This is a genomic window from Filimonas lacunae (assembly GCF_002355595.1).
GTDB lineage: Bacteria > Bacteroidota > Bacteroidia > Chitinophagales > Chitinophagaceae > Filimonas > Filimonas lacunae.
In genome coordinates this window covers 7,135,566-7,159,103 of record NZ_AP017422.1, presented here as the reverse complement: position 1 = coordinate 7,159,103, position 23,538 = coordinate 7,135,566, and the positions used below count along the sequence as shown (strand labels likewise).

Annotated in this window: 13 protein-coding genes; 9 read left to right on the top strand and 4 right to left on the bottom strand. The window is 43.3% G+C overall.

Annotated features, from left to right (window positions below; genetic code table 11):
• Positions 1-15 precede the first annotated feature (15 nt).
• From FLA_RS28280 to FLA_RS28265, 4 genes are all read right to left on the bottom strand, one after another.
• Positions 16-8,541: a PKD domain-containing protein gene (locus tag FLA_RS28280; RefSeq protein ID WP_076376675.1), complete on the bottom strand. Its 8,526-nt coding sequence runs from the start codon at positions 8,539-8,541 to the stop codon at positions 16-18.
• A 340-nt stretch (positions 8,542-8,881) separates the two neighbouring features.
• Positions 8,882-9,295 (bottom strand): DUF5675 family protein, encoded by a 414-nt coding sequence (locus FLA_RS28275; protein ID WP_200802570.1) that lies wholly within the window; start codon positions 9,293-9,295, stop codon positions 8,882-8,884.
• Entirely contained in the window at positions 9,285-9,908 is a 624-nt protein-coding gene (locus tag FLA_RS28270; RefSeq protein WP_076376673.1) for a hypothetical protein, read from the bottom strand. The genes FLA_RS28275 and FLA_RS28270 overlap by 11 nt, the downstream gene beginning before the upstream one ends.
• 373 nt (positions 9,909-10,281) lie before the next feature.
• Positions 10,282-11,469 (bottom strand): hypothetical protein, encoded by a 1,188-nt coding sequence (locus FLA_RS28265; protein ID WP_076376671.1) that lies wholly within the window; start codon positions 11,467-11,469, stop codon positions 10,282-10,284.
• A gap of 1,227 nt (positions 11,470-12,696) precedes the next feature.
• Here FLA_RS28265 and FLA_RS28260 point away from each other — a divergent pair.
• From FLA_RS28260 to FLA_RS28220, 9 genes are all read left to right on the top strand, one after another.
• Positions 12,697-13,680, top strand: a complete 984-nt coding sequence (locus FLA_RS28260; protein WP_231940345.1) for a diacylglycerol/lipid kinase family protein — start codon at positions 12,697-12,699, stop codon at positions 13,678-13,680.
• A 35-nt stretch (positions 13,681-13,715) separates the two neighbouring features.
• The gene (locus tag FLA_RS28255; RefSeq protein ID WP_076376669.1) at positions 13,716-14,489 is read left to right on the top strand and encodes a DUF4290 domain-containing protein; all 774 of its coding nucleotides are present in this window, start codon (positions 13,716-13,718) and stop codon (positions 14,487-14,489) included.
• Positions 14,490-14,497: 8 nt separating this feature from the next.
• On the top strand, positions 14,498-15,805 hold the full coding sequence (murA, locus tag FLA_RS28250) for a UDP-N-acetylglucosamine 1-carboxyvinyltransferase (protein ID WP_076376667.1): 1,308 nt from the start codon (positions 14,498-14,500) through the stop codon (positions 15,803-15,805).
• A gap of 19 nt (positions 15,806-15,824) precedes the next feature.
• The gene (locus FLA_RS28245; protein ID WP_076376665.1) at positions 15,825-16,409 is read left to right on the top strand and encodes a nitroreductase family protein; all 585 of its coding nucleotides are present in this window, start codon (positions 15,825-15,827) and stop codon (positions 16,407-16,409) included.
• A gap of 199 nt (positions 16,410-16,608) precedes the next feature.
• A complete protein-coding gene (locus FLA_RS28240; protein WP_076376663.1) occupies positions 16,609-17,739 on the top strand; it encodes an RtcB family protein in 1,131 nt (376 codons plus the stop codon).
• A gap of 177 nt (positions 17,740-17,916) precedes the next feature.
• Positions 17,917-20,268 (top strand): TonB-dependent receptor, encoded by a 2,352-nt coding sequence (locus FLA_RS28235; protein ID WP_076376661.1) that lies wholly within the window; start codon positions 17,917-17,919, stop codon positions 20,266-20,268.
• A gap of 1 nt (position 20,269) precedes the next feature.
• Entirely contained in the window at positions 20,270-20,857 is a 588-nt protein-coding gene (locus tag FLA_RS28230; RefSeq protein WP_084206052.1) for an RNA polymerase sigma-70 factor, read from the top strand.
• Positions 20,858-20,867: 10 nt separating this feature from the next.
• Positions 20,868-21,854 (top strand): FecR domain-containing protein, encoded by a 987-nt coding sequence (locus tag FLA_RS28225; protein ID WP_076376659.1) that lies wholly within the window; start codon positions 20,868-20,870, stop codon positions 21,852-21,854.
• On the top strand, positions 21,851-23,485 hold the full coding sequence (locus FLA_RS28220) for an STN and carboxypeptidase regulatory-like domain-containing protein (protein WP_144263979.1): 1,635 nt from the start codon (positions 21,851-21,853) through the stop codon (positions 23,483-23,485). The genes FLA_RS28225 and FLA_RS28220 overlap by 4 nt, the downstream gene beginning before the upstream one ends.
• The last annotated feature ends 53 nt before the right edge of the window (positions 23,486-23,538 follow it).

Here is a 23,538-nt window from a genome sequence, read left to right as displayed (position 1 = left end):
ATCTCTTTTAGTGTTTTATTTTAATATAGCTACGTTTCCTTTATAAGTAAACGCCTTGCCATCGTCACAAATCACCTCTGCCGTATACACATATACATCCGGCGTTGGCAATGATCCTTTTATGGTTCCATCCCATCCAAAGCTTTTATCGTTTGGCGGGAAGTTAGCTCTCTCAAATACTACCTGACCCCAACGGTTGTAGATGCGGAACGATTTCACAGACCGGATACCCTTACCGCGTACCATTAACAGGCCGTTGTTTACACTTCCCGGAACAAACGCATTCGGAATAAACACTTGCGTGCTTTCGCAGAACGCCTGTATACATACGGTGTCTTTGGCCTCACAACCATATATGTTTTCAGCGGTTACGCTGTAACATACATCCGTTCTTACCGTAGCAACCGGCACAGCACAATTACTGCAGCTGAGGTTGGCTTCCGGAGTCCAGGTCCATTTCACCATTGGTCCGTTAATGTAGGTAGTAGTTAACTGTACCTCCGTACCAGTGCTTAACACCTTATCTGGTCCCAGACTTATTTTAGGCCATTGACCTACTGTTATGGTAATGTAGCCGGTATCACGGAAACAGTTTAAGCTGTCCGAACCTTCCACACTATATATAGTAGTCAGTGTTGGACTGGCCACTGGTGAAGCAATAGTGGTGTTGCTGAGCGAAGCAGCAGGCCACCATCTGTATTTTTCTGTACCATCAGCATATAACTGTGCCGATTGGCCCACACATATAGTATCTGGTCCGCTTACCTGCACCCTTGCCGGTTGTACCACATTAATGACAATAGTATCTGTGCTACTACAACCATACACATTAGAACCTCTGGCCACATACTGCCTGGTTTCTAATGGAGTAGCTACAGGTTTTAAACAGTTACCACAATCCAGATCGTTAATCGGCGACCAGGCAGCTTCGGTAGCACCTGCCGCATTTAACTGTACAGATGCGCCACGACAAATGGTAACATCATTACCCAATGAAACCGTTGGTGTAGGATTGATTACAAAGGTGGCATTGGCTGTATCGTAACAACCGAATATAGTACCTGCTACCAACTGTACCTGGTAAGAACCCGCAGTGCCAAACTTAGTAGTGATTTGCTCTCCATTGGTAGCAAAACCATTGCTGAAGTTCCATGCATACAGGCTTACACTATCCTGAGAGTTTACATTGGCAGTAAACATCATTGGCTGAGCCACACAACCACTGGTAGCAGCCATAATCTGCACCACAGGTTTGTTGTTGGGCTTCACAGATACATAAGCCATAGTAGTATCCTTACAACCGCTGGTGCCTGTAATAATTAAGGTTACCGGCCAGCTGTTGGTGCCCACATAACTGTGTTGCGGATTTTTATCGGTAGAAGTACCGCCATCACCAAACCTCCAATCCCAGCTTTGGATGCCAAAATAAGAGCGGGAAGTATCGGTAAAGGCCACCAGGCTGTTACCACACACTTTTTGCTGTACAGAGGTGAAGCCGGTTTGGTAGTAATCCACCATTATCTGGTTGGTGCCATATATCCACACACCGCAATCAGCTGTTAGTAGCTGTACTGCAGGTTTATAAATACCTGGTTGCTTATAAATATGGAATACCACGTTGGCATTAGTTACCAGCGTATCACCATCTCCAAATATGTATTTGTAACTGGTAGTACGCACAGCATTCACTTCCAGACGAACGGCTTTGTCTTTACAGATGTATCCGTTATCATAAATGAACTGTCCTTCGGGACCTTGTATCACTACATTCTTAGCATGCTCGTAAGTACAACCGCCCGGATCAAGCGAGTTCATTTTTACGGTGAATGTTCCGTTTTGTGTATAAGTGTGCGTAACCACATCACCTGTAGCCGTACTGCCATCACCAAAATCCCAGCTGGTAAGTGCAGAAGGAGTGATAGAATTAGTGAACGTAATAGTATACGGTACACAATTACCTATAGTATCAGTGGCCGTAAATAAACCAGGTAAGGAAGCAATAACGGTTACCGGGTGGGTAGCTGTGGTAGAACACACCATACCACTTTGATACTGTATGCTTCCGGTTAAAGTTACATTATAAGCATTCGCCGTCTTGTAAGCGTGATTAGGATTAGTGACTACCGAAGTATCTCCGTCACCAAACCTCCATACCAGACCCGTTAAGGTAGAATTACTGTTATTGGTAAAATGTATAGAATCACCAATACATACCTGTGTTGGTAATGCTGTGAAGTCTACTTCCGGCACAGCCAGCACCTCTACCATTTCATAACCAGTTGTATCGCTACAATAGTTAGAAGCAATTAACGTAATCGCATACCTGCCCGGTGTAGTAAACACATGGGTAATAGTATCTATGTTCTCGGTTGTATTTAACACGTTGCCGTCACCAAAATCCCAACGGAACGCGCTGGCTCCACGGGTATTGTTGTTAAACTGTACAGTTAACGGGGCACAACCTTGTCGCTGATCGCCGTTGATAGACATATTCAGCGAAATAGGATTAGGCGATACCACTATGTTGTAATAGCTGGTATCTGTTCCACAACTGTTGGTAGCTATTAACCTCACATGGAATGTATCCTGTACAAACGTGACAAACGTATGGCTTGTTTGACCTGCAGAGGTAGTAACACTATCTCCATGTCCATCATCAAAATTCCAGGTATACGTTATACGCTCACCTAACGAATTGTTATTAAAGAATACCGTCAATGGCGAACAACCTGCAGTAACAGAAGGTGTAAATGTTGCCTTTGGTGCAGCATATACTTTAATGGTATCTGTTAATACTGCCCTGTCACAACCTGTAACAGCAGTAAGTTTCACCACATAGAATGTATCTCTTCTATCCGGATTGATAGGATAAGTAATATCCGCCGGATTAAAGTTGGTTGTAGTTTGACCGTTACCTAAATCCCACTCATAGTTCACACGTGGTGAATTATTGGAATTATTGGTGAAGTGTACAGTATATGGTCCGCAACTGCTATCCTGACTTACAGTAAACTGAGGATCAGGAGTTGGGAACGAGAAAAATTTCTGCTCCATACTATCGCTTTTACAACCATAGAGGCTGGTGGTAACCAAACGAATAGTTACAGAGTCATCCACATTATTAATGGTATATCCCGGGAATGCTACAGTGGTTCCGATTAATACACCATTGGCCAACCAGTTATATCCGCCATTATTAGCAGCATAAGGCGTATCTACAATGTTTGCAGCAGTAAGAACAAATGGTGCACAACCAATAGTATCTCTTACAGAGAATCTCGCTTTTGCATCCGGATTTACCTTTATAATTACGGAATCACTCACATTCTTTTGCAGGCCAGAACATAATGCAGTAGTTACTGTTCTGCGATACAGGGTGGTTTGCGTAAGTACGCCCGGTGCATAATCTTTACCGGTAGCGCTAGCTATAACCGACCAGGTAGCCGCATTATCTATACTTTGTTCCCAGGTATATATGTAGCCTCCGCCACCTTCCTGTGGAACAGAACCTACTATAACAGCAGGAGCAGTGTTAATACAAATATCCTGACTGGAAGCTAATGTGTTATTGGTAATAGCTTTTCTTACTGTTAACACCACCACATTGCTGAAGTTGTCGCACGGACCGGAAATAATTCTTCTACGGATATATAAGCTTACAGAAGATGCTGTAAAAGAAAAATCTTTCGCAGTAGACAACGTTCCGAAATTGTTCCAGGTGATATTGTCTTCGCTGTATTGCCATTGATAAGCATAAGCGCCATTACCGCCTGTTGGAGTGCCGCCGGTAACATTTACCAGAACGCCTTCACAAATGGTAAGCGGAAACTGATTGGTGGTATCAATTATATTGGCTATAGGGTTGCGCACCACTACATCAACAGAATCTCTTTTAACCGGACAGGTTCCTCCATTATCAATAGACCATATAAAAGTATAGGTATTACCTGCTATTAAACCAGAGATTCCAGTGGCAGGGTTGGTTGCACTTGCAATAACAGCACCGGCTGCATTTCTTACACTTTGAGTCCAGGTGCCATTTTCACCAGCAGCAGTATTTACACTATTAGCCGCCAATGTAGTGCCATTGGCATTACATAAATCCTGATCAATATTAGCATCAGGAGTGGTCACCGGATTTTTTATAGTTACCGTTGCCACGGTAGAGTAAGCAGGTACGGTACAGTTTCCGTTATCTACTACCGCCCTGTAATAAGTAGTTTGTGTTACACTATTATTATAAGTAAGCGTGCTGGTTGTATTAGAAATAGTAGTCCAGGTAGTACCATCAGTAGATGACTCCCAACGAACAACATTGCCTGTATAGTTATCCAGGTCGATGGTATTGGTAGGCACGCTGCCTCTGCAATAAGTGCCACCGCCTAAAGCATCACCACCCTGTGCAGCAGCAGATATATCAATACGCACGTTGGCAGACTTAGTTCCACATACACCACCATTAGATACCGTCCATTTTAAAATGTACGTACCCGGTGAAAGGCTGGTAACCGTGGTTTTAGGATTATTCACATCTCCAAACACAGCATTAGTGCTACCGGTGGTGGTAGATTGAGACCAAACACCTATTTCACCGGAGTGTGTTACCGCACTTGCGTCCAGTGTGGTGCCCGTTACGTTACACAGATTTTGTGCACTACCTGCTGTAGGCTGCGCAATAGAAGGTATTACTGTTATTGTACTAACAGCTGAGTATACCTGGCTACATACGCCATTTTGCACAACAGCCCTGTATTGGGTAGTTGTTTGAATATTGCTATAATCCAGCCTTTCGCCAGTTACACCAGGAACAGTAGTCCACGTGGTTCCACCATTGGTAGAAGCTTGCCAGGCAATTACACTGCCCCTATAGTTAGTTAAAGTGAAGAAGGTGGAAGTACCCTGACAAACAGTAGTATCTTTTCCATTCCCACCTATAGATAAAGCAGATACATTAATAGTAATAGGAGTGGCCGTAGATACACTCGGACAACCTGCCGCATTTCCGGAAGAAATGACAATAGCACGCACAGCAAATGTGTCCTGGGTATTCAGGAAATCAATAGTGGATGTTTGCACAGCCGTATCAACCCAGCTTAATCCATCGTAGGAATACTGCCATTTTTGAATAACCCCGGTATATCCGGAAAGGGTTACCCTCACGTCTGTACCCGCACAAACAGCAGTGGTGGTGGTAGCTACACTTCCTGAAGCAGGAGGTGCATATACATTCAGTGTTAACACTGCCGAAGATGGCGTACAACCGGCATCGCCCGAAATAGTCCATCGTAAAGTATAGGTACCCGGCATGCTTACCGTAAAAATGGCATCATTATCAGTGTCGTCACTGAAACTATAGCTGCTGCCTGTAGGCGAGCCGTCCACTGTCCATTTACCAGATTCAAAAGCTCTGGTAATAATATTACCGGTAAGAGTTTTATTATTATGTGACAGATCACCGGCCACAAAATCACACAATGTTAATGGAGTGGTTACAGTCGCTGTTGTAGTGGCAGGACGATTATATATAATTACCGTATCGGTAGTAAATCCACAATGGCTGGCAGAATTGTCGGTAATAGTCCATGCAAAACGGTATTCGGTATTTCCCACCAAACCCGTTACTGTTGAAGCAGGGTTATTAGGATTGGTAATGACTGCTGCTGGTCCCAATGTTTGCGACCATACACCTGTACCTACAGTAGCAGTATTACCTTCCAGGGTAACCTGGCTAACGTTACAATATTTTTTATCGCTACCAGCATTTGCATCCGTTACTTTAGGATGTATAGTAACCAGCGCATTCTGCACAGGACTTTTACAGCCATTAGCCGAAACAAGCTGTATAGCATATTTTACCTGGGCATCTGTACTGGAAGTATTCAGCAACTCGTCATCAATAGTATATGTAGTACCCGCAACAGTAGTACCCTGCTGAGTAGTATAATAACCACTGGCAGTTCCTGAAACAGGAGACGCCAGCCACTGGAATGTGGCACCGGCTAAAGAACTGGTAAGTGCCAGTCCGGTTTTGTTGCCGCTACACATTGCACTTGTTAAAGGATTAACCGTAAGCGCAGGTGTTGGCTGTACTGTAATAGTAATAGTAAACGGTGTACCATTACATCCGTTGGCCAGTGGTGTAATAGTATAAGTAACCGTACCGGCCGAACTGCTGGAATTGTTGGTGAGCACATCGGTAATTACGCTGCCGGAACCAGATGCTGTTGCACCTGTTACATTAGCTGTACTTACAGAAGTATATGTAAATGTGCTACCTGTGGTAGACGCCACCAACGATTCGTTCAAAGCAGTTCCCGAACAAATATCCTTGGAATAGCTGGTACCCTTGTTTTCCGGATACATGCTAATAACACGGCTTGAATTTTTTCTCGGACATACCGAACCATTAGGGCCGGTTATAGTAATAATAACAGTAGCAGTTTTATTTGCTATATCATTTGTACCAAATGTATAAGTGGTAGCAAGTGTGTTGGTAGGAGAAAACGTACCATTGGATGCTCCATTGGTAGTCCATGCCAATGTGGCATCAGAAGGACCCGTTGTATTGGCAGCAAGATTGATACTAGTTGTTCCCCAACAAACGGTTGTATTTGCAGACGGCGTGTTAATATTAATTAACATCGGCTTATCAAACCTGATCACCTGCGAAGAGGTTTGCGTACCACACATGTTGGTAAAGCGTACCGTTACAACATATCTTGCGTAGTCGTTAAATTTAATAATGGGGTATGCCGAAGTAGCAGTACCAGATACAAAAGTATAGGCACCACCCGTTACAGTCCACTGATAAGATTCACCACCTATAGCTGAAGTGCTATAATTAGGTTTGTGGCTGGCGTTAGTGCCAAAATTAATTCGCAGGGTATCACAATACCTTGCCGAATCGGGCATGGTTACGTTTGCATAATACGCTTCAACCAGTTTTTCACTGAAGAAACTTCCACAGGAGTTACGAACAGTATACCTGATATAGTATTTACCTGCAGTATCAAACTGAATTTGTGGTTCTGCTCCCGCCAGGCTGCCAGCTATTACTTTATATCTGTTAGCAGGTGCTACATTTTTATTAGAATCCAGAACAGTATATTCCTCTACATAAGGAATACAATATACTCTGGATGTATTTAAAACAGTATCTGTTTTAACCACAAATGGAACACACGACTTATTCACATCTATATGGAAAGTAGAATCCGGCTTGTCTTCTACACAGAAAAACACAGTGGTATCAGATTCACCACACGGGTTATTACTCACCAAAAGCGTTATCTGGTGTACACCTGGTGTAGGGAAAGTTAACACCTGATCTGGCGGAGCTGCCTCTGGCACACCAGGATCATATATAGTTGTACCATCTAATATCCAGGTATATATAGCTTTACCCTCACACACGTTTCCTCCATCATATGTACCCTGGCCTACAAGACTGGTACTTCTGATTGTAATGTTTGAGTTAACGCACACCCGGCCGGAACTTAATGAAATGCGGGCATCCGGAGCAAGGAAAACCTGTATTGTAAGAAAAGCCGGGTTATTGAGGTTACAAAAATTCCAGTTAGAAGGAACTGCAATAGTAGAGGTTACAGTAAATTTTCCACCCACTTCATCACACGATGTTTTTGTGTACAGGTGAGTGATCTTACCATTGCTTTTTATCAATGAATCCAGTGAAATATATTCAGTAGTACCATCACCCCATGAAATCTGGTAACGTAATCCAGGGTAGTTGGTTTTTAATAGATCCATACCCAGGTTAATATCAATGCTGTTAGGCATACAACCTGTTTGGCTACCATTAGAACCAATGTTATTGTTAGTGGTACTATTTAATATTGTATAAGAAGCAGTACTTACAACTCCATTCAATTCTGCAGTTACTGTAAATGTATAATAGGCAAGGGATGGCAGGGTAAGATCCCAACCATTGATACCAGAATTATATACAGCATAAGAAGAAACATCAGCCCCTGTAAGATCATTAACCAGCTTAACAGTAACATTGGCACCCGGAGTGGAGTTGTTTCTGATAGTAAGGGTTTTATTTACTGCCGGCACGCAGGAACCATATATGGAACCTGCTACTATTACGTTAGTACCAGAAGCTGTAGCAGAAGCGTTTACTGTAGTACCTGTAGCAACCGAAATTGTACCCCCATATACAGTGGATATGGCAGGGTCAGTAGACACCACCTTTATTTTATATCCTGTACCTGCAGCAAGTGAAGTAGGTAAAGTTGCATTTATAGCATTAGTATAAGTAGCGGTATAAGTACTTATCAGAGTTTGACTGGCAAAACTACCACTGGCATCAGACAGGTAAACCTGAAAAGTATTGCCTGCATTAAATGTTCCTGAAGGTGTTATTTCCACTCCAATTGAAGCACCTGGCGCGTAGGTGCCTGATACAATATTATCAACCGCAATACCTGCTTGTCCAGAAGCACTATTACAAAACAACACGCACAGCACTACCGAAAGTATATGTATAGGCCTAAGGGTCAAACGCACAAGGGTTTTCATATTCTTATTGGATGTTATCTAAACGCTTAGCTAATTATCCTAAAAAAGATAGTTAGCCAAACAACGGGACAAAATAGCACGATTGAATTTAATGGTGGACCACTTGTTCTAGGGATATGTCTCCCCGTGATTAAAATCGCTGGTAACTAATGATTGATGAAATGGTTTCTGTGTAAGGGTTTTCAGCATTTTCAGGAAGTATGTTTATCAGATAGAATAAATAAAAAAGGGTGGCAAAAAATTGCCGCCCTTCCTCAAAATTCCTGATTTATTTATTTCTCCTGCAATGAAACCTGCTATTAACAAAACCATTGTTTTTAGCACAATAGCTTTATTGTTCCTAAATAGCCTGGATATGCAGGGTTATTTCCTCTCCTCTGTTCAGCGCTGCATAAACCAGTTTCATCAATGGATCAAAAACCATCCTGGATTTTTCACCACAGCCCGGCCTTAACAAAGTGCTTACCGGTGCAATGCATCCTTTTAATTCCAATTCGGCATTATTGGCCGGATGTATTAATATAAGACTGCGGTCAGGAACATCCTGCACCAGCAAATGGTGTTTAAACTTGTCACTATATCGCTTTACCAGCATATAGGTTCCTTCCGGAATACAGCTTACCTGGGGTTTATTGTCGCGCCAGGGCAATTCTATGGTATAACAAACCAGTTTACCATTCAGCTCCAAAGTCCCGTTGGTTCCACCTGGGCGATAGGTGCGTGTTAATGTTAGCTTCATCATGTTATCCTCCATAGGTTACGGTTACAATATCGCTGGGTTTACCAATTTCCTCCCTGCCGTTGAAATAGCGAACCATGTATTCGCGTATTTCCGGCTGGTTGGCCACTGCAAGTGGTCTTTTGTCTTCGTAGGGACTTTCATAATCATTACCCAGTTTTTCCCATCCCATTGTTCCTTTAGGCCGGCAATAAACACTTACGCAGTTCATTTTTTGCAGGTTGAAGGCCAGGGTTACTTTACCTGCATGCACCTCGGCGCTTAAAATAGGCTTCAGGTATTCAGGATTTAATACCTGAACCGAGCCTATAATTCTTAATTCGCCACCGATAGAAGGCAGGTAAGCAGGATGCTTTTTTAAAGCAAGCAGAGAATTTACCACCAGCTGTAACTCGTTCTCCCGCATTTCATTTTTGGCATTCACCGCATTAGAAAGCTCGCCGCGCTTAGCTTCCACTTTATTTACCGCATCTATAATAAACTGACAGTAGTCCTGAATTTGCGAAACCTGTGCAGCAGAATAGCCAAGTATTGGCCCCCATATCACAATTTTTTCTTTCAGGTTAACCGCCCACACTGCTAATTCGCCATCATTACGTGGCACAAATGAGAAAAATGTCTTTTTCATAAAAAATGAGTTATTTGTTTTTAATGAATTGGACAAAGCCGCTTAGCCTTATGTATCCTCCCTTGTTGTGATGCTTTTTTATGCGCAATAACCGGATAAGCAATCACAGCCTGGAGGCGAACGGCCGTTCTGATCAATTGGTTAGCTGCTTTGCAATATAAAATTGCTGACGGTTAGCCTGCTTACCAGCGCGTACCGTACGCGTACCCATGCTCAAAGGCAATGCACATGCGGAAAAGATTTTTTAAAATATTGGTTGTAAAGTTTCGTGTAGTAATCAGTTTTTATATAAGAAAATGAAAATCAGCGCAATACACTTAAGCGTACCCACAACTTCAGGTACGCATAAGGTACGCATAAGGTACGCACCGGGTTACTCAATGTTACCATCGAGATAGTCCAGGAACTTCATAACGTATTCCCTGATAATTTTCCGGGACTTTTCCCTATTACGCCTGGTAGCACTCTCCAGGTAATTACCGGAACACGAATTCCCTTTTCCTATATCTCCGGTTTCTATAACAGCATTACATAATTGCGCAAAACTGTCGTTTAAAATAAAGCCACAGGTCAGCATCATTTTATACGTTTCTGCTACCACAAAAGCCGGCTCTTTGTAAATGATTTTATCAGGTTTCCGGATTTCTTTTCCTGTCTGGTTCTGACATCGGTGCATATGCTCTTTTTCCTTTAGTAAGGTAACAGAACCATTTACCCAGTAAGTGATTTCATCCTGTAACGATGGTGTGCTGGAGAATAAGGGAGTGGGTGATACAGGCAGTAGAAAATTCAGGTGGGCAAGAGCCAGATGATACCCCGCAATTTTTTCATCATAAGCTGTTAGCAGGTGAATTTTATCATCCAGGTGTTGCTTGTAGTAAGCAATAAATAAAGGCGCGTTGAACTCTTTACTTATCAACATAGACATGATACCACCCTCTAGTTTTATGCTATTGGAAGCATTCGCCAGCAGCTGCTCTAATTGCAAAAAAACATCATTGACATAATCAATACGATCAGCTGTGAGCTGGTAAGTTTTTTTGGTAGAAATAAAACTGAACAGTGTTTGTAACACAGCATCGCTCAATGCTTTGTCAATACCCCTGCATTGCTTTTTTAATACACGAAATTTTCTGCACCAGACAGAACGAATATCAAAAATTTCCCTGTCTGTTTTTTTCACATCTCCCGAACAATGCAGAAGCCACCGCTGCTCAATAAAGCACAGCACTTTTTTGATTTCGTATAGCAGGTTGCTATAGGCTATTACACTGCTTTCTCTTTTTCTAAATTGCTGGATACCATTATCCAGTCTGTCGTAAATTTCCACCAGTACCTTACGAGTATTGGCAATACACGATTTTTTTCCTTTTTTAGGAAGAGTGGCCATTTTGGTAATCAGATCTTTCCGGATGTGATTACAAACAGCTTTACACTCAGACAATACGCTTGTTACAGGTGTGTTGGTAAGTCCTGTTTGCAGCAGGTCATCCACAAGCAAGTCAATTCTACTTAATCCACAGAGTTGGATGGCAGTTCCATCCACGTTTTTTACAGCCATATTCTGATTTTTCAGGTTAAAAAATCAGAAGAAACAGCGAATGAAGAAACCTAACGCCACTTCTTCCTTATGGCTTTTCATGGGAATTGGATTTATTGATAATAAAGCGCTCTACAGCCTGTTTTAAAACTTTGTTTTGATTTTCAACAACATCAATACGCTTTGTAAGTGCTTACAGAAGACTTTGTAAGTACTTTAAAACCATTCGTAAGTACTTACAGAGGACCTTGTATGTACTTACAATACACTTTGTAAGTGCTTACAGAAGACTTTGTAAGTACTTTAAAACCATTCGTAAGTACTTACAGAGGACCTTGTATGTACTTACAACACACTTTGTAAGTGCTTACAGAAGACTTTGTAAGTACTTTAAAACCATTCGTAAGTACTTACAGAGGACTTTGTATGTACTTACAACACACTTTGTAAGTACATACAAACAATATCGTAAGCACTGCACAATCATTTGTACTTACTTTGAAAATGTTCTGCAGTTTGTACCAATGCATGGGAAGGATCTTACATGTCTTGTACAGCACTTACAAACAAGTTGTAAAAACTTTACTTTCAGAAATAAGCACTTACCACACTATTGTACATAGCTGCATCTTTACCATAAGTAATTTCAACTGCACAGCAAGCACATGCAAACCGAACCAGCATACTACAGGAGTGCCGGTAAGCGCCTGCCATTGCACAGCAAGTACCACCAATCACATACAAAGCACACCACGATAATTTTGTAGGGGAATCAACACATTAGTAAGTATTTCAACGCAAAACGAATACACATAAAATTCAATAATAGCAATAGGCCAGAACCCGAAGAATGCACTGGGGTTGATGGTAACACCTCTTCTGCTAAAATGGTCAGCGAATCGTTTTTCAAAAGCTCTTCTATACGAATATGATACTATTTCCGGAATAAATAAATATTATACTAAACTATTTACCTACAGTTTTTTACTCCCATCCGGTACCCTTTCCCTAAGGGAGGTAACAAGCACACAAAAGGAAAAACCTGTTTCACTTTTGGTAATTGTTTACCCCTCAAAAATATTCCCTTTATGGCTGTAAATGTTCCTTTTAACACCAATAAAACACAATTGTGTAAACAAACTGGCACCCTATTCGTTAATTATACGCCAGAGTTAAAACAAGGCTGTCATTTTTGGCAATATTATCGTTTACTTTGCCTGTTCATTTTTCTAACGATTAAACAGTGTAATGGAATATTCAGCAGCGGTGCCACCGGTAGAAACATTGAATGTGAAAACAATTAAAAGTGGCCTTAGAGACAATATAGTGACACGCAGATTTATTTATCTTGTAAATCCGATATCAGGAACCTCTAAAAAAGAGGCCTTTATCAAATTGTTGAAAAATATCAGCAATCAGCGTAATCTCAACTACGAAATTGTACCTACCAGCTCAACGGGAAATTATGATTTCCTGATTGATAAGATACGTGACGAGCAAATAACCGATATAGTGATCATTGGCGGTGACGGAACTGTGAACCAGGTAATCAACGCCCTGCGACACCTGCCCGTGCGGTTTGGCATTATCCCTTTTGGTAGTGGTAATGGCCTGGCTTTTTCGGCCGGCATTCCTAAAAAGCCCAAAGAAGCCTTTGAACTGATTTTAACAGGTAGCGCCATGCCGGTGGATGCCTTTATGGTAAATGATCAGTTTTCGTGTATGCTTACCGGTTTAGGCTTCGACGCCCAGGTGGCACACGATTTTGCCACTAAAGATTCCAGAGGGCTATTAACCTATACCCAGCAAAGCCTGCTGAACTTTTTTAAGGCACATCCTTATCAGTTTGAGGTGGTTTTAGACAGTTTTTCGTTTTTTACGGATGCTTTCTTTATCAGTGTGGCTAACAGTAACCAGTTTGGTAACAACTTTACCATTGCGCCGGCTGCCAGCCTGCAGGATGGGCTACTGGATATTGTAATTGCCCAAAAAATGAATAAAGCCAAGCTTCCTTTTGCTATCTTGCGTCAGATTAGGGGCAATAATAAGCTACAGCAACTGGTAGAAGATATGGCCAACAAAAACGTGCTGTATTTTCAAACTCCCTCATTAACCATCAAAAATCTGAAACATGCTCCCCTGCATATTGATGGTGAACCACGGGAAACGATAGAAGAGCTGAAAATTGAGATTATTCCCCACTGCTTTCATCTGATTCGCAGCATGGCATAAAATCAGTACATTTGTTACATAAGCAATAATTTTTAATGGAATACAATACTACCCGGAATTATTTAGTAATGCGTGAATATGGCCGCCATATTCAGAAGATGGTAGAACACCTGCTAACGCTTGAAGACAGGGAAGAACGTCAGCAACAGACTAAAGTGGTGATTGAACTGATGGGATTTTTAAACCCCCACCTGAAAAATGTGGAGGATTTCAGACACATGCTTTGGGATCACCTTTTTTATATCAGCGATTTTAAATTAGAAGTGGATAGCCCTTATCCTATTCCTACAAAAGAAACCTATAAGGCCAGACCTGATCCGCTGCCTTATCCTAAGCGCTACCCTAAATACTCGCACCTGGGCAAAAACCTGGAAACAGTAATAGAAAAAGCGTTGAATGAAGAAGATCCTGAGAAAAAAGCAGGTTTTGCCAACACAGTAGCTTACTACATGAAGCTGGCTTACAGCAACTGGCATAAAGAACTGGTACACGACGATGCCATCCGTGTGGAGATGAACCAGATTACCGGTGGTGAACTGGAATTCAGCAATACTCCTTACATTAAGCACAGGGCTCCGGCATTTGATCGCGACGATTATCCTTCCCGTAGCAACAATCGCGGCGGAAGACAACAGCAAAGCTTTAAAAGTGGCGGTGGTCGCAGCAATAACAACAATAACCGTAATAACGGTGGTGGCAGCAACAACCGTGGCAACAATGGTAATGGCAATAACCGCAACAATAATGGCGGTGGCGGTAGTAACAACCGTAACAACAATAACCAGAATTTCAAGAAGAGATTTAAGTAAACTCCTATATGGCTTCATTTGAAGTAAAGGGCGGCAAAAAGCTGCAGGGCACAATTGTGCCCCAAGGTGCTAAAAACGAGGCACTACAAATTATTTCTGCAGTACTGTTGACCCCCGAATCTGTTACCATTGAAAATATTCCTGATATCCTGGACGTAAATCTGCTGATTGAGCTGTTACAGGATATGGGAGTGAAAGCGGACCGTGTTGACAGGCAAACCTGTATTTTTAAGGCGGATAACGTAGATGTAGATTATCTCAGCTCAGAAGATTTTCGTAAAAAAGGCGGACGCCTGCGTGGCAGTGTGATGATTGCCGGCCCTATGCTGGCCCGCTTTAAAAAGGCATTTATTCCCAAGCCAGGTGGCGATAAAATTGGTCGCCGCAGGCTGGATACCCATATTATTGGTTTTGAAAAACTGGGAGCCCGTTTTGATTATCACGACGAGCTTAATTATTTCCAGTTAAGCACTTCCCGTTTGAAAGGCACTTTTATGCTGCTGGACGAACCTTCCGTTACCGGTACCGCCAACATTGTAATGGCTGCGGTAATGGCAGAAGGCACTACCACTATTTACAACGCCGCCTGCGAACCTTATGTGCAGCAGTTATGCCGCATGTTAAACAGGATGGGCGCTAAAATATCCGGCATAGGCAGTAACATGCTTGTTATTGAAGGCGTGGACGCTTTAGGTGGTACCACCCACCGTATGCTGCCTGATATGATTGAAGTGGGCAGCTTTATCGGATTGGCCGCTATGACCCAAAGCGAAATTCTGATTAAGGGGGCTGGCGTAGAACATCTGGGTGTTATTCCAGAGAAATTTCGCCAGTTAGGAATCCGGATGGATATTAAAGGCGACGACATTTTCATTCCCTCACAGGAGAAATATGAAATAAGCACCTTCCTTGACGGAAGCGTATTAACCGTTTACGATCATCCCTGGCCGGGCTTTACCCCCGACCTTATCAGCATTGTGCTGGTAGTGGCTACCCAGGCAGTAGGCAGCGTATTGATTCACCAGAAAATGTTCGAAAGCCGCCTTTTCTTCGTAGATAAACTCATTGACATGGGTGCGCAAATTATTTTATGTGATCCGCACCGTGCCACCGTAATAGGCCTGGGCCGTAAAAACCAGCTGCGCGGTATTACCATGAGCAGCCCCGACATTCGTGCCGGACAAGCGCTGCTGATAGCCGCATTAAGCGCTGAGGGCAAAAGCGTAATTCAGAACATTGAACAAATAGACCGTGGTTACCAGTACATTGACCAGCGCCTGAACAGCCTGGGTGCTGAAATTACCAGGATACCTTAATACATCATTTAGAAGCGTAATGGAGAAGATGGCAACACTTACACAGATTATTGAAAACCGTCGCAGTATTAAACCGGCGGTAATGAACGGACAAAAGATTGAAGACAACGTAATACGCGAACTGTTACAACTGGCCGATTGGGCACCTACCCATGCTAAAACCGAGCCCTGGCGCTTTGTGGTGTATGCAGGTGAAGCAGTAGCCCGCTTTTGTGCCGATCACGCCAACCTGTATAAAGAAAACACACCTGCTGAACGTTTCAACCAGGGAACATTTGACAACCTTACCAATATGGGCAATAACCTGAGTCATATTGTAGCAGTGTACATGAAGCGTGGTGCCAATCCTAATATTCCTGTAATAGAAGAGCTAGCCGCTACTTCCTGTGCAGTACAAAATATATTACTGGGTGCAGAAGCCAACGGCATTGCCGTTTTATGGAGCACTGGCGGTATGACCTTAAAACCAGCTATGAAACAGTATTTTCAGCTGGAAGAAGAAGACGCTGTACTGGGCCTGTTGTATATGGGCTACGCTGCCGACAGCAGCAAACCCGGTGCGCGCAACACACCATTAGAACAAAAAGTACAGTGGCACTCCTAGTACCCTGTTACAGATACATTTTTCAAAAAGGCCGCTTTCATAGCGGCTTTTTTGTTGCTCTGGATTTTTTCCGGCCCTCTTTCCAATATTTTCTACCTTTGCAATACCGAATAGTGTTCGGCTGCTGACATCTCTGTACGGGGCAGATGTATCCTTCCAAGGCCCCATGATCTAATCTTTTTAGTCTAATTTAAAGAACATGTCATCTATTGACTTTTATTGCAATGCTAACAGCATTGAGCAAAATGCGTTGTCGCAACTACAGCAGTATGCACAAAAACCCTTTGTAGAAAAGATTTGTGCATTTACCGATATACACTATTGCACCGAAAAGGCTTTGCCGGTAGGTGTGGCATTCACCACCTCACAGTATTGCTATCCTTTAATTACCGGTAAGGACATTGGATGTGGCGTGATGTATCTGAAAACAGAGAAATCGTGGTGGCTGAAGCCATTCAACAAAAGCACTCATTACCAGGCATTACAGTTTGCCCATACCCAAATGACAGATGATGGTTTGGGTGGGGGCAATCACTTCTTATCTATTGAAGAAGATGAGAACGCCGTATATATCATTTGCCATACCGGCACCCGCAACCGGGGAATAGCCTTGTATCAGCAATGTTTACAGCTAACCCGGGATTTTTCACGGGAATATGGACAGGAGGTGGATTTTGTGCACCGGGATTTTTTAACCCCCACGTTTACAAAATATTACGAAGAAACCCTGGAGTTTGGTTATGACAGGCGTAAAGCCTTCTGTTTAAAAACATTGCAGTTTTTGCAAAACGCCAATTATATCCGTTGTAATAAAGCGGGAATAAACAAACAGTACCTGCAAAACAACAGTAACAGCTTTGCAGAGCAGGATGAATGTAATGGAACGCCCTATATACTGGAAGACTCCATTCATAACCATATCCGTTTTAATCAAACAGGTATCTGGCACCGTAAAGGAAGTACTGAATTGAGTGTTAACAAAACAGTAGTGATTCCCTTATCCATGTCAAGGGGTAGTTTACTGGTCAAAGCAACTTCGGAACAGGCTGCAGCCCGGGCACTGTATTCCTGTGCACACGGAGCAGGCAGAAGATTATCCCGCTTTGATGCCATGAAATACTGGAGCAGTACCTTAAAAGAAAAAGAACGCAGGGCTTATAAAGCCCGGTTCAGCGAGTTACTGAACAAATCAGGCCAGTTTTCGCAGGGTTATGTACAGGAATTTGATTTTGCCTATAAAAGTGATGCTGTTATTTTTCAATATCAGCCCTATTTAAAAAAGGTAACGCAAACCTCTCCTGTGGTAACTATTAAGTACACGGAAATATAAACAACCAGCCCTATCGGGAGAGCCGATAGGGCTATTTTTAGCTTTACTCTCATATTTACATTTAGAATACACCACTGTTTTTAAGCTAAAACAAAAATTTTTGCCCCACGTAAGGGTAAGTGAATACATGGTTGTCTTACCTGCAAACCCGGCCGGTTTTGCAAAAAGATTCAAACCATGAAACAGATCATAACAATCACTTATATCCTATACCTGCTTTTACAGGCAGCTTACGCACAATCATTTACACAATCCGTAAAAGGCCAGGTTACCGATGCTGAGTCGCGCCGGACGCTCGCAGGCGTAAGCATTGTGCTGATGCCTGGTAACATACGCGCTATTACAGACAGCCTGGGCTTTTACCATATTGCCAACATAGGCACTGGCCGGTATACAGTACAATATACCATTGCCGGTTACGAACCACAGAGCCTGCCTGATGTGGTAGTGAATTCCGGCAAGGAAGCCGAACTGAATATTGGCATGCGGGAAGATTTTAAAAACCTGGGTGCTGTTACCGTTACAGCCCGTGGCAGAAAACCGCTGAATGAGTTTGCTGCTGTTAGCGCCCGCTCCTTTTCTATGGAAGATACCAAACGTTACCCCGCTTCGTTCAGCGATCCGGCACGTATGATTATGAACTTCCCGGGCGTGAGCGCCGGTTTTGATGGCAGCAACGAAATACTGGTAAGGGGCAACTCGCCACAGGGTGTGTTGTGGAAACTGGAGGGCATTGAAATACCTACACCCAACCATTTCAGCACTTTAGGCTCAACAGGTGGCCCTATTAGCATGTTCAGCAGCAATGTAATTGGTAAATCAGATTTTTATACCGGTGCTTTCCCCGCTAACATTGGCAACGCCACTTCTGCCGTTTTTGATATGAACTTTCGTAACGGTAACAAAGACAAGCGGGAATACACTGTGCAGCTGGGTACTTTAGGTGCAGAACTAGGCGCAGAAGGCCCTTTGAACAAAGCCCGTACCGCATCGTACCTTGTCAACTACCGTTACTCTACCCTGGCTATTTTAAAACCTTTTATAGGATTGGACCAGGCGCCTACCTACCAGGACCTGAGTTTTAAATTCAACTGGAACACAAAGAAAGCAGGCGAGTTTACCCTGTTTGGACTGGGTGGTTACGACAGCTATACCAGCGATCCGGAAAAGGATAGCACCCAATGGAACAGCTACGATAAAGACAACTTTTACGTAAAAGGCAATTCCAAAACAGGTGTCATTGGCCTTTCGCACCAGATTTTCGTACACCGCAATGCTTACATTAAAACCGTAGTATCTGCTTCCTATTATCATTACGGACAAGACAGAGATACCCTTAACCCTGCAGCAGATTACGCCCATGTACACAATGCCACGGAGTTTTTTACAGACAAGGCTTTCCGCTTTTCTACCTTTTACAATTATAAAATAAGCCAGCAGCACACTTTTCGCGCCGGCTTTATTTCGCAGGAATTACAATACAATGCAGGTAACCGTTACTACGATATACACGAGCAACAATGGAAGCAGGTGCTGGAAGGTAAAGGCACTACCAACTTTTACCAGGCATACATGCAATGGAAATACCGCCTTACCAGCCAGCTAACCGTTAACACTGGTATACATAGCAGCTACCTGGCACTGAATAAAAAGCATAGTGTAGAGCCACGTTTGTCGGCCACCTATAACTTTGGCGCCGATGTGGTAAGCCTTGCAGCAGGTATGCACAGCAGGCCGCAACATATATCCACCTATTTGTTTGAAAACACTACAGACGAAGGTGTTCACAGTCAGCCCAACAAAAACCTGGATATGAGCCGCGCCCTGCACCTGGTAGCAGGATATGAACATACCTTCCGCAGCCTCAACCTGGTTACTAAAGCAGAAGTGTATTACCAGCACCTGTATCATCTGCCGGTAGAAGAAAACAGCAACAGTGCCTTTTCGGCAGTGAACATGCTGGATATGTACGACCTGGTAGATAAGAACGCCCTGGTAAGCACCGGCAAAGGCAAAAACTATGGCATTGACCTGAGCGTTGAAAAACCGTTTTCCAATAACTATTATATCAACAGTACAGTGAGCATTTACAAATCGAAGTACACCGACTTTTATGGCAAGGAGTACGATACCCGTTTTGCCCGTAACTACTCGGTAAATATTATCTGGGGTAAAGAATGGCAGTTACGCAACAACAAGCACGTGGGTATGAGTGGCAAAGTACTGGCCAGTGGCGGTATTAAAAATTCAGTAATTGATATTCCCGCCTCTATACAAACCGGTAAGGAAGAATATGTTCCTGGCAGTTATTACAGCCAACGCGGTCCTGCTTATTTCCGGTTAGACTGGAGCGCCTACTACCGCAAGGATAAGAAAAACAGCACGCACACGCTTACGCTGGAAATTCAGAACCTTACCAACCGCGAAAACTTTTACCGTTATTATTTCGACACCCGCAGCGGGCAACAGAAAACCATTCATCAGCTGGGCCTTTTTCCTAATTTGAGTTATAAAATCCAGTTTCACTAACATGCAGCCAACCTTAGATATCAGTTATTCCGGTTTAATGCGGCTGTTGCTGGCAGGCGATGAACAGGTGTTTGAACAGGTGTTTAAAACACACTTTAAAAGCCTGCATGCCTACGCCTTCACCATACTGAACAGCGAAGCCGTTGCGGAAGAAATGGTGCAGCAGGTATTTTACAAACTATGGGAACGCAAAGAAACAGTAGAAGTGCACACCTCGTTAAAAGCATATCTGTACCGTGCGGTACATAACGAAAGCATCAACTACCTGAAACACCATACCATTAAAATCAAACATCAAACATATGCCATGCAACAACAGCAACATCAGCAGGAACAGAGCGCAGGGGAAAAGCTGGCAGGCAAAGAGCTGGAACAACAAATACGTCAGGCCTTAAACGAACTGCCCGAGCAATGCCGCACCATATTTCAGCTAAGCAGGTACGAAGAGTTGAAGTATAAAGAAATAGCAGATCAACTGGGCCTGAGTATAAAAACCATAGAGAGCCAGATGGGTAAGGCTTTAAAGCTACTGCGTGTAAAGCTGGCCGATTTTCTGGTACTTATTATATCCTTATTGCTTTATCGTTAATGCCCACTATATGCATACAGAAATGAACGAACAAACAGATATACTACTGGTAAAATATATGCTGGGCGAAACTACAGCCAACGAAAAGCAAGAGGTAACAGCATGGCTGGCACAGGATAGCGCCAACCAGCAATATTACGAGCAGTTGCAAACCATCTGGCAAAAAAGCAAGCAACTGGAACCACATACCACAGTAAATGAAAATGATGCCTGGCAACGTTTCCAGCAAAGAGCAGGCAATGGTAATCCTTCTATAAGCACACCAGCCGCCCGCGTGTTACCACTAAGGCGTATAGCTGCAGCCGCAGCAGTTGTGCTGCTGGCTGCCGGTGGCTGGTGGTTGTATCAAAGTGGTGTGTCAGGCCGCAATACCGTAACCCTTACAGCCACAAGTGAGGTAGTTACAGATACGCTTCCGGACGGATCGGTAGTAACGCTGAATAAAAATGCACAATTAAACTACCGGAAAAACCTGGCCAGCACAGACAATAACAGGAAGGTGAACCTGGAAGGAGAAGCCTTTTTCAATATTGCCCCCGATAAAAACAAGCCTTTTGTAATTACTGCCGGTGATGTTACCGTAAAAGTACTGGGCACTTCGTTTAACATTAAACGCACTGCCACAAGCACTGAAATTATTGTAGCATCCGGAGCCATAGAGGTAGTACACCATAACCAGGCAATGCGCCTGCAGCAACAGGAAAAAATAGTGGTAACCACAAATGATAACCAGCTGCAAAAACAACAGAACAACAGCGAGCTGTATAGTTATTACCATACCCGGCAGTTTGTGTGTAAAAACACGCCGTTGTATCAACTGGTAAACGTGCTGAACGAAGCCTACGATGCGCATATTGTAATAGCCAACAAGGCTATTCAATCATTACCCCTTACCACTACTTTCCAGCAGCAACCAGTAGACAGTATCATTACTGTTATTACGCAAACGCTGGGAATTGAAGCCAAACGGCAAAACCACCAAATTATTCTACAATGATCAGAACATATTTTCTCTTTTTGATAATGACACTGCTTTGCGGTCAGTTACAGGCCCAGGGCCTGCTACAAATGCCTGTTACCATAGAAGCACATAACCGGCCGCTGGAAAAAGTGCTGGACACCATCAGCAAACAAGGCAGGTTCATTTTCTCATATAACAGCAATTTGATTAAAGCCGACAGCCTGGTTACGCTGAGCGTAAAAAACAAAACCGTGAAGCAGGTGCTGGATCTTTTGTTCAACGAAACCCTGCAATACAATCAATCGGGTAGCTACCTGATATTGCAGCCTGCCGCCCACCAACCCAACAGCTGGTATGTAACCGGCTATATAGAAGATGCCGTGAGCGGCGAAAAACTGAACAATACCAGCATCTACGACCGCAACAACCTGGTAGGTACCATTACCGATGAACATGGCTTTTTTAAATTAAAGCTGAAAGAGAAAGGAAATTACCCTCCCCAGCTGGCCATTAGCATCAGCCGTATTTCTTATGCAGATACCGCTATTATAATACGGCCTGGCCAGAGTTATGAACTCACCATTGCCATTCAACCAATATCGGCCGAGTTAGATCCGCTGGTGCTGAACTCGAAAATTGAAAAAGGATGGATAGCACATTTGTTTATTACGCCTGCACAAAGTATTCAAAGCCTGAACCTGCGTAACTTTTTTGCCAGCAAACCTGTGCAGTTTTCATTAACGCCGGGCCTGGGCTCACATGGCAACATGAGTACCCAGGTGGTGAATAAGTTTTCTTTTAATGTGCTGGGCGGTTATACTGCCGGTACCCGTGGGTTGGAAGTAGCCGGCCTGTTCAACATCAATAAAAAAGATGCAAAGTATGTTCAGGTAGCAGGCATTAACAACGCAGTAGGAGGTAAAGTGGAAGGGTTACAGGTAGCAGGCATACACAACCATGTGCAGGATTCGGTAAAAGGATTGCAGGTGGCGGGTATTGTAAACACATCCGGGGCAGTGAAAGGGATGCAGGTAGCAGGCATTGCCAACATTACCGACAGCAACATTACCGGTTTTCAGGTGGCGGGCATTGCCAATATTGTAAAAGGAAGCACCAGCGGTTTACAGGTGGCAGGCATACTTAACCGCACACGCCGCTTAAAAGGCCTGCAGGTAGGATTAATAAATATTGCTGATACCTTGGATGGATGTAGCCTGGCCCTGGTTACCATTACTAAAAGTGGGTATCATAAAATGTTGGTAATCCATAACTCCTTAATGGATGTAAACCTGGCATATAAAGCAGGTAATAAAAAATTGTACAGCCTGGTAATGGGCGGCATCAATACAGGAAGCAACCGTAAAGCCTATAGTTACGGATATGGGTTTGGTACAGAGATAGCACTTAACAACAGCATCAGCTGGATAAATGAAATTACCGCACAGCATATTTACAATGGCCAGTGGCAGGAAATTTATAGCTACCAGCCTGCCTTACAAATGATGCTGGGTAAAAGGCTGGGGATAATAGCAGGGCCGGTATTGTATGTAGGCAACCCCAAAGCAGCCAAAGCCGGTTATGTGGAAACAACTCCTGCACATTCCCTGTTTTCCGGCAATGCCACCCGTGGCTGGCTGGGATGGCAGGTAGGCGTGCAATTGTTTTAAGTAACGGTTACAGTATAAAAAGCAAAGGAGCCTTCGCAGGCTCCTTTTTCATG

Coding starts and splice junctions, on each gene's coding strand:
- murA (WP_076376667.1), top strand. CDS start 14,498: ATGGCTTCATTTGAAGTAAAGGGCGGCAAAAAGCTGCAGGGCACAATT.
- FLA_RS28260 (WP_231940345.1), top strand. CDS start 12,697: ATGGAATATTCAGCAGCGGTGCCACCGGTAGAAACATTGAATGTGAAA.
- FLA_RS28245 (WP_076376665.1), top strand. CDS start 15,825: ATGGAGAAGATGGCAACACTTACACAGATTATTGAAAACCGTCGCAGT.
- FLA_RS28235 (WP_076376661.1), top strand. CDS start 17,917: ATGAAACAGATCATAACAATCACTTATATCCTATACCTGCTTTTACAG.
- FLA_RS28225 (WP_076376659.1), top strand. CDS start 20,868: ATGCATACAGAAATGAACGAACAAACAGATATACTACTGGTAAAATAT.
- FLA_RS28255 (WP_076376669.1), top strand. CDS start 13,716: ATGGAATACAATACTACCCGGAATTATTTAGTAATGCGTGAATATGGC.
- FLA_RS28230 (WP_084206052.1), top strand. CDS start 20,270: ATGCAGCCAACCTTAGATATCAGTTATTCCGGTTTAATGCGGCTGTTG.
- FLA_RS28280 (WP_076376675.1), bottom strand. CDS start 8,541: ATGAAAACCCTTGTGCGTTTGACCCTTAGGCCTATACATATACTTTCG.
- FLA_RS28275 (WP_200802570.1), bottom strand. CDS start 9,295: ATGGAGGATAACATGATGAAGCTAACATTAACACGCACCTATCGCCCA.
- FLA_RS28270 (WP_076376673.1), bottom strand. CDS start 9,908: ATGAAAAAGACATTTTTCTCATTTGTGCCACGTAATGATGGCGAATTA.
- FLA_RS28265 (WP_076376671.1), bottom strand. CDS start 11,469: ATGGCTGTAAAAAACGTGGATGGAACTGCCATCCAACTCTGTGGATTA.
- FLA_RS28240 (WP_076376663.1), top strand. CDS start 16,609: ATGTCATCTATTGACTTTTATTGCAATGCTAACAGCATTGAGCAAAAT.
- FLA_RS28220 (WP_144263979.1), top strand. CDS start 21,851: ATGATCAGAACATATTTTCTCTTTTTGATAATGACACTGCTTTGCGGT.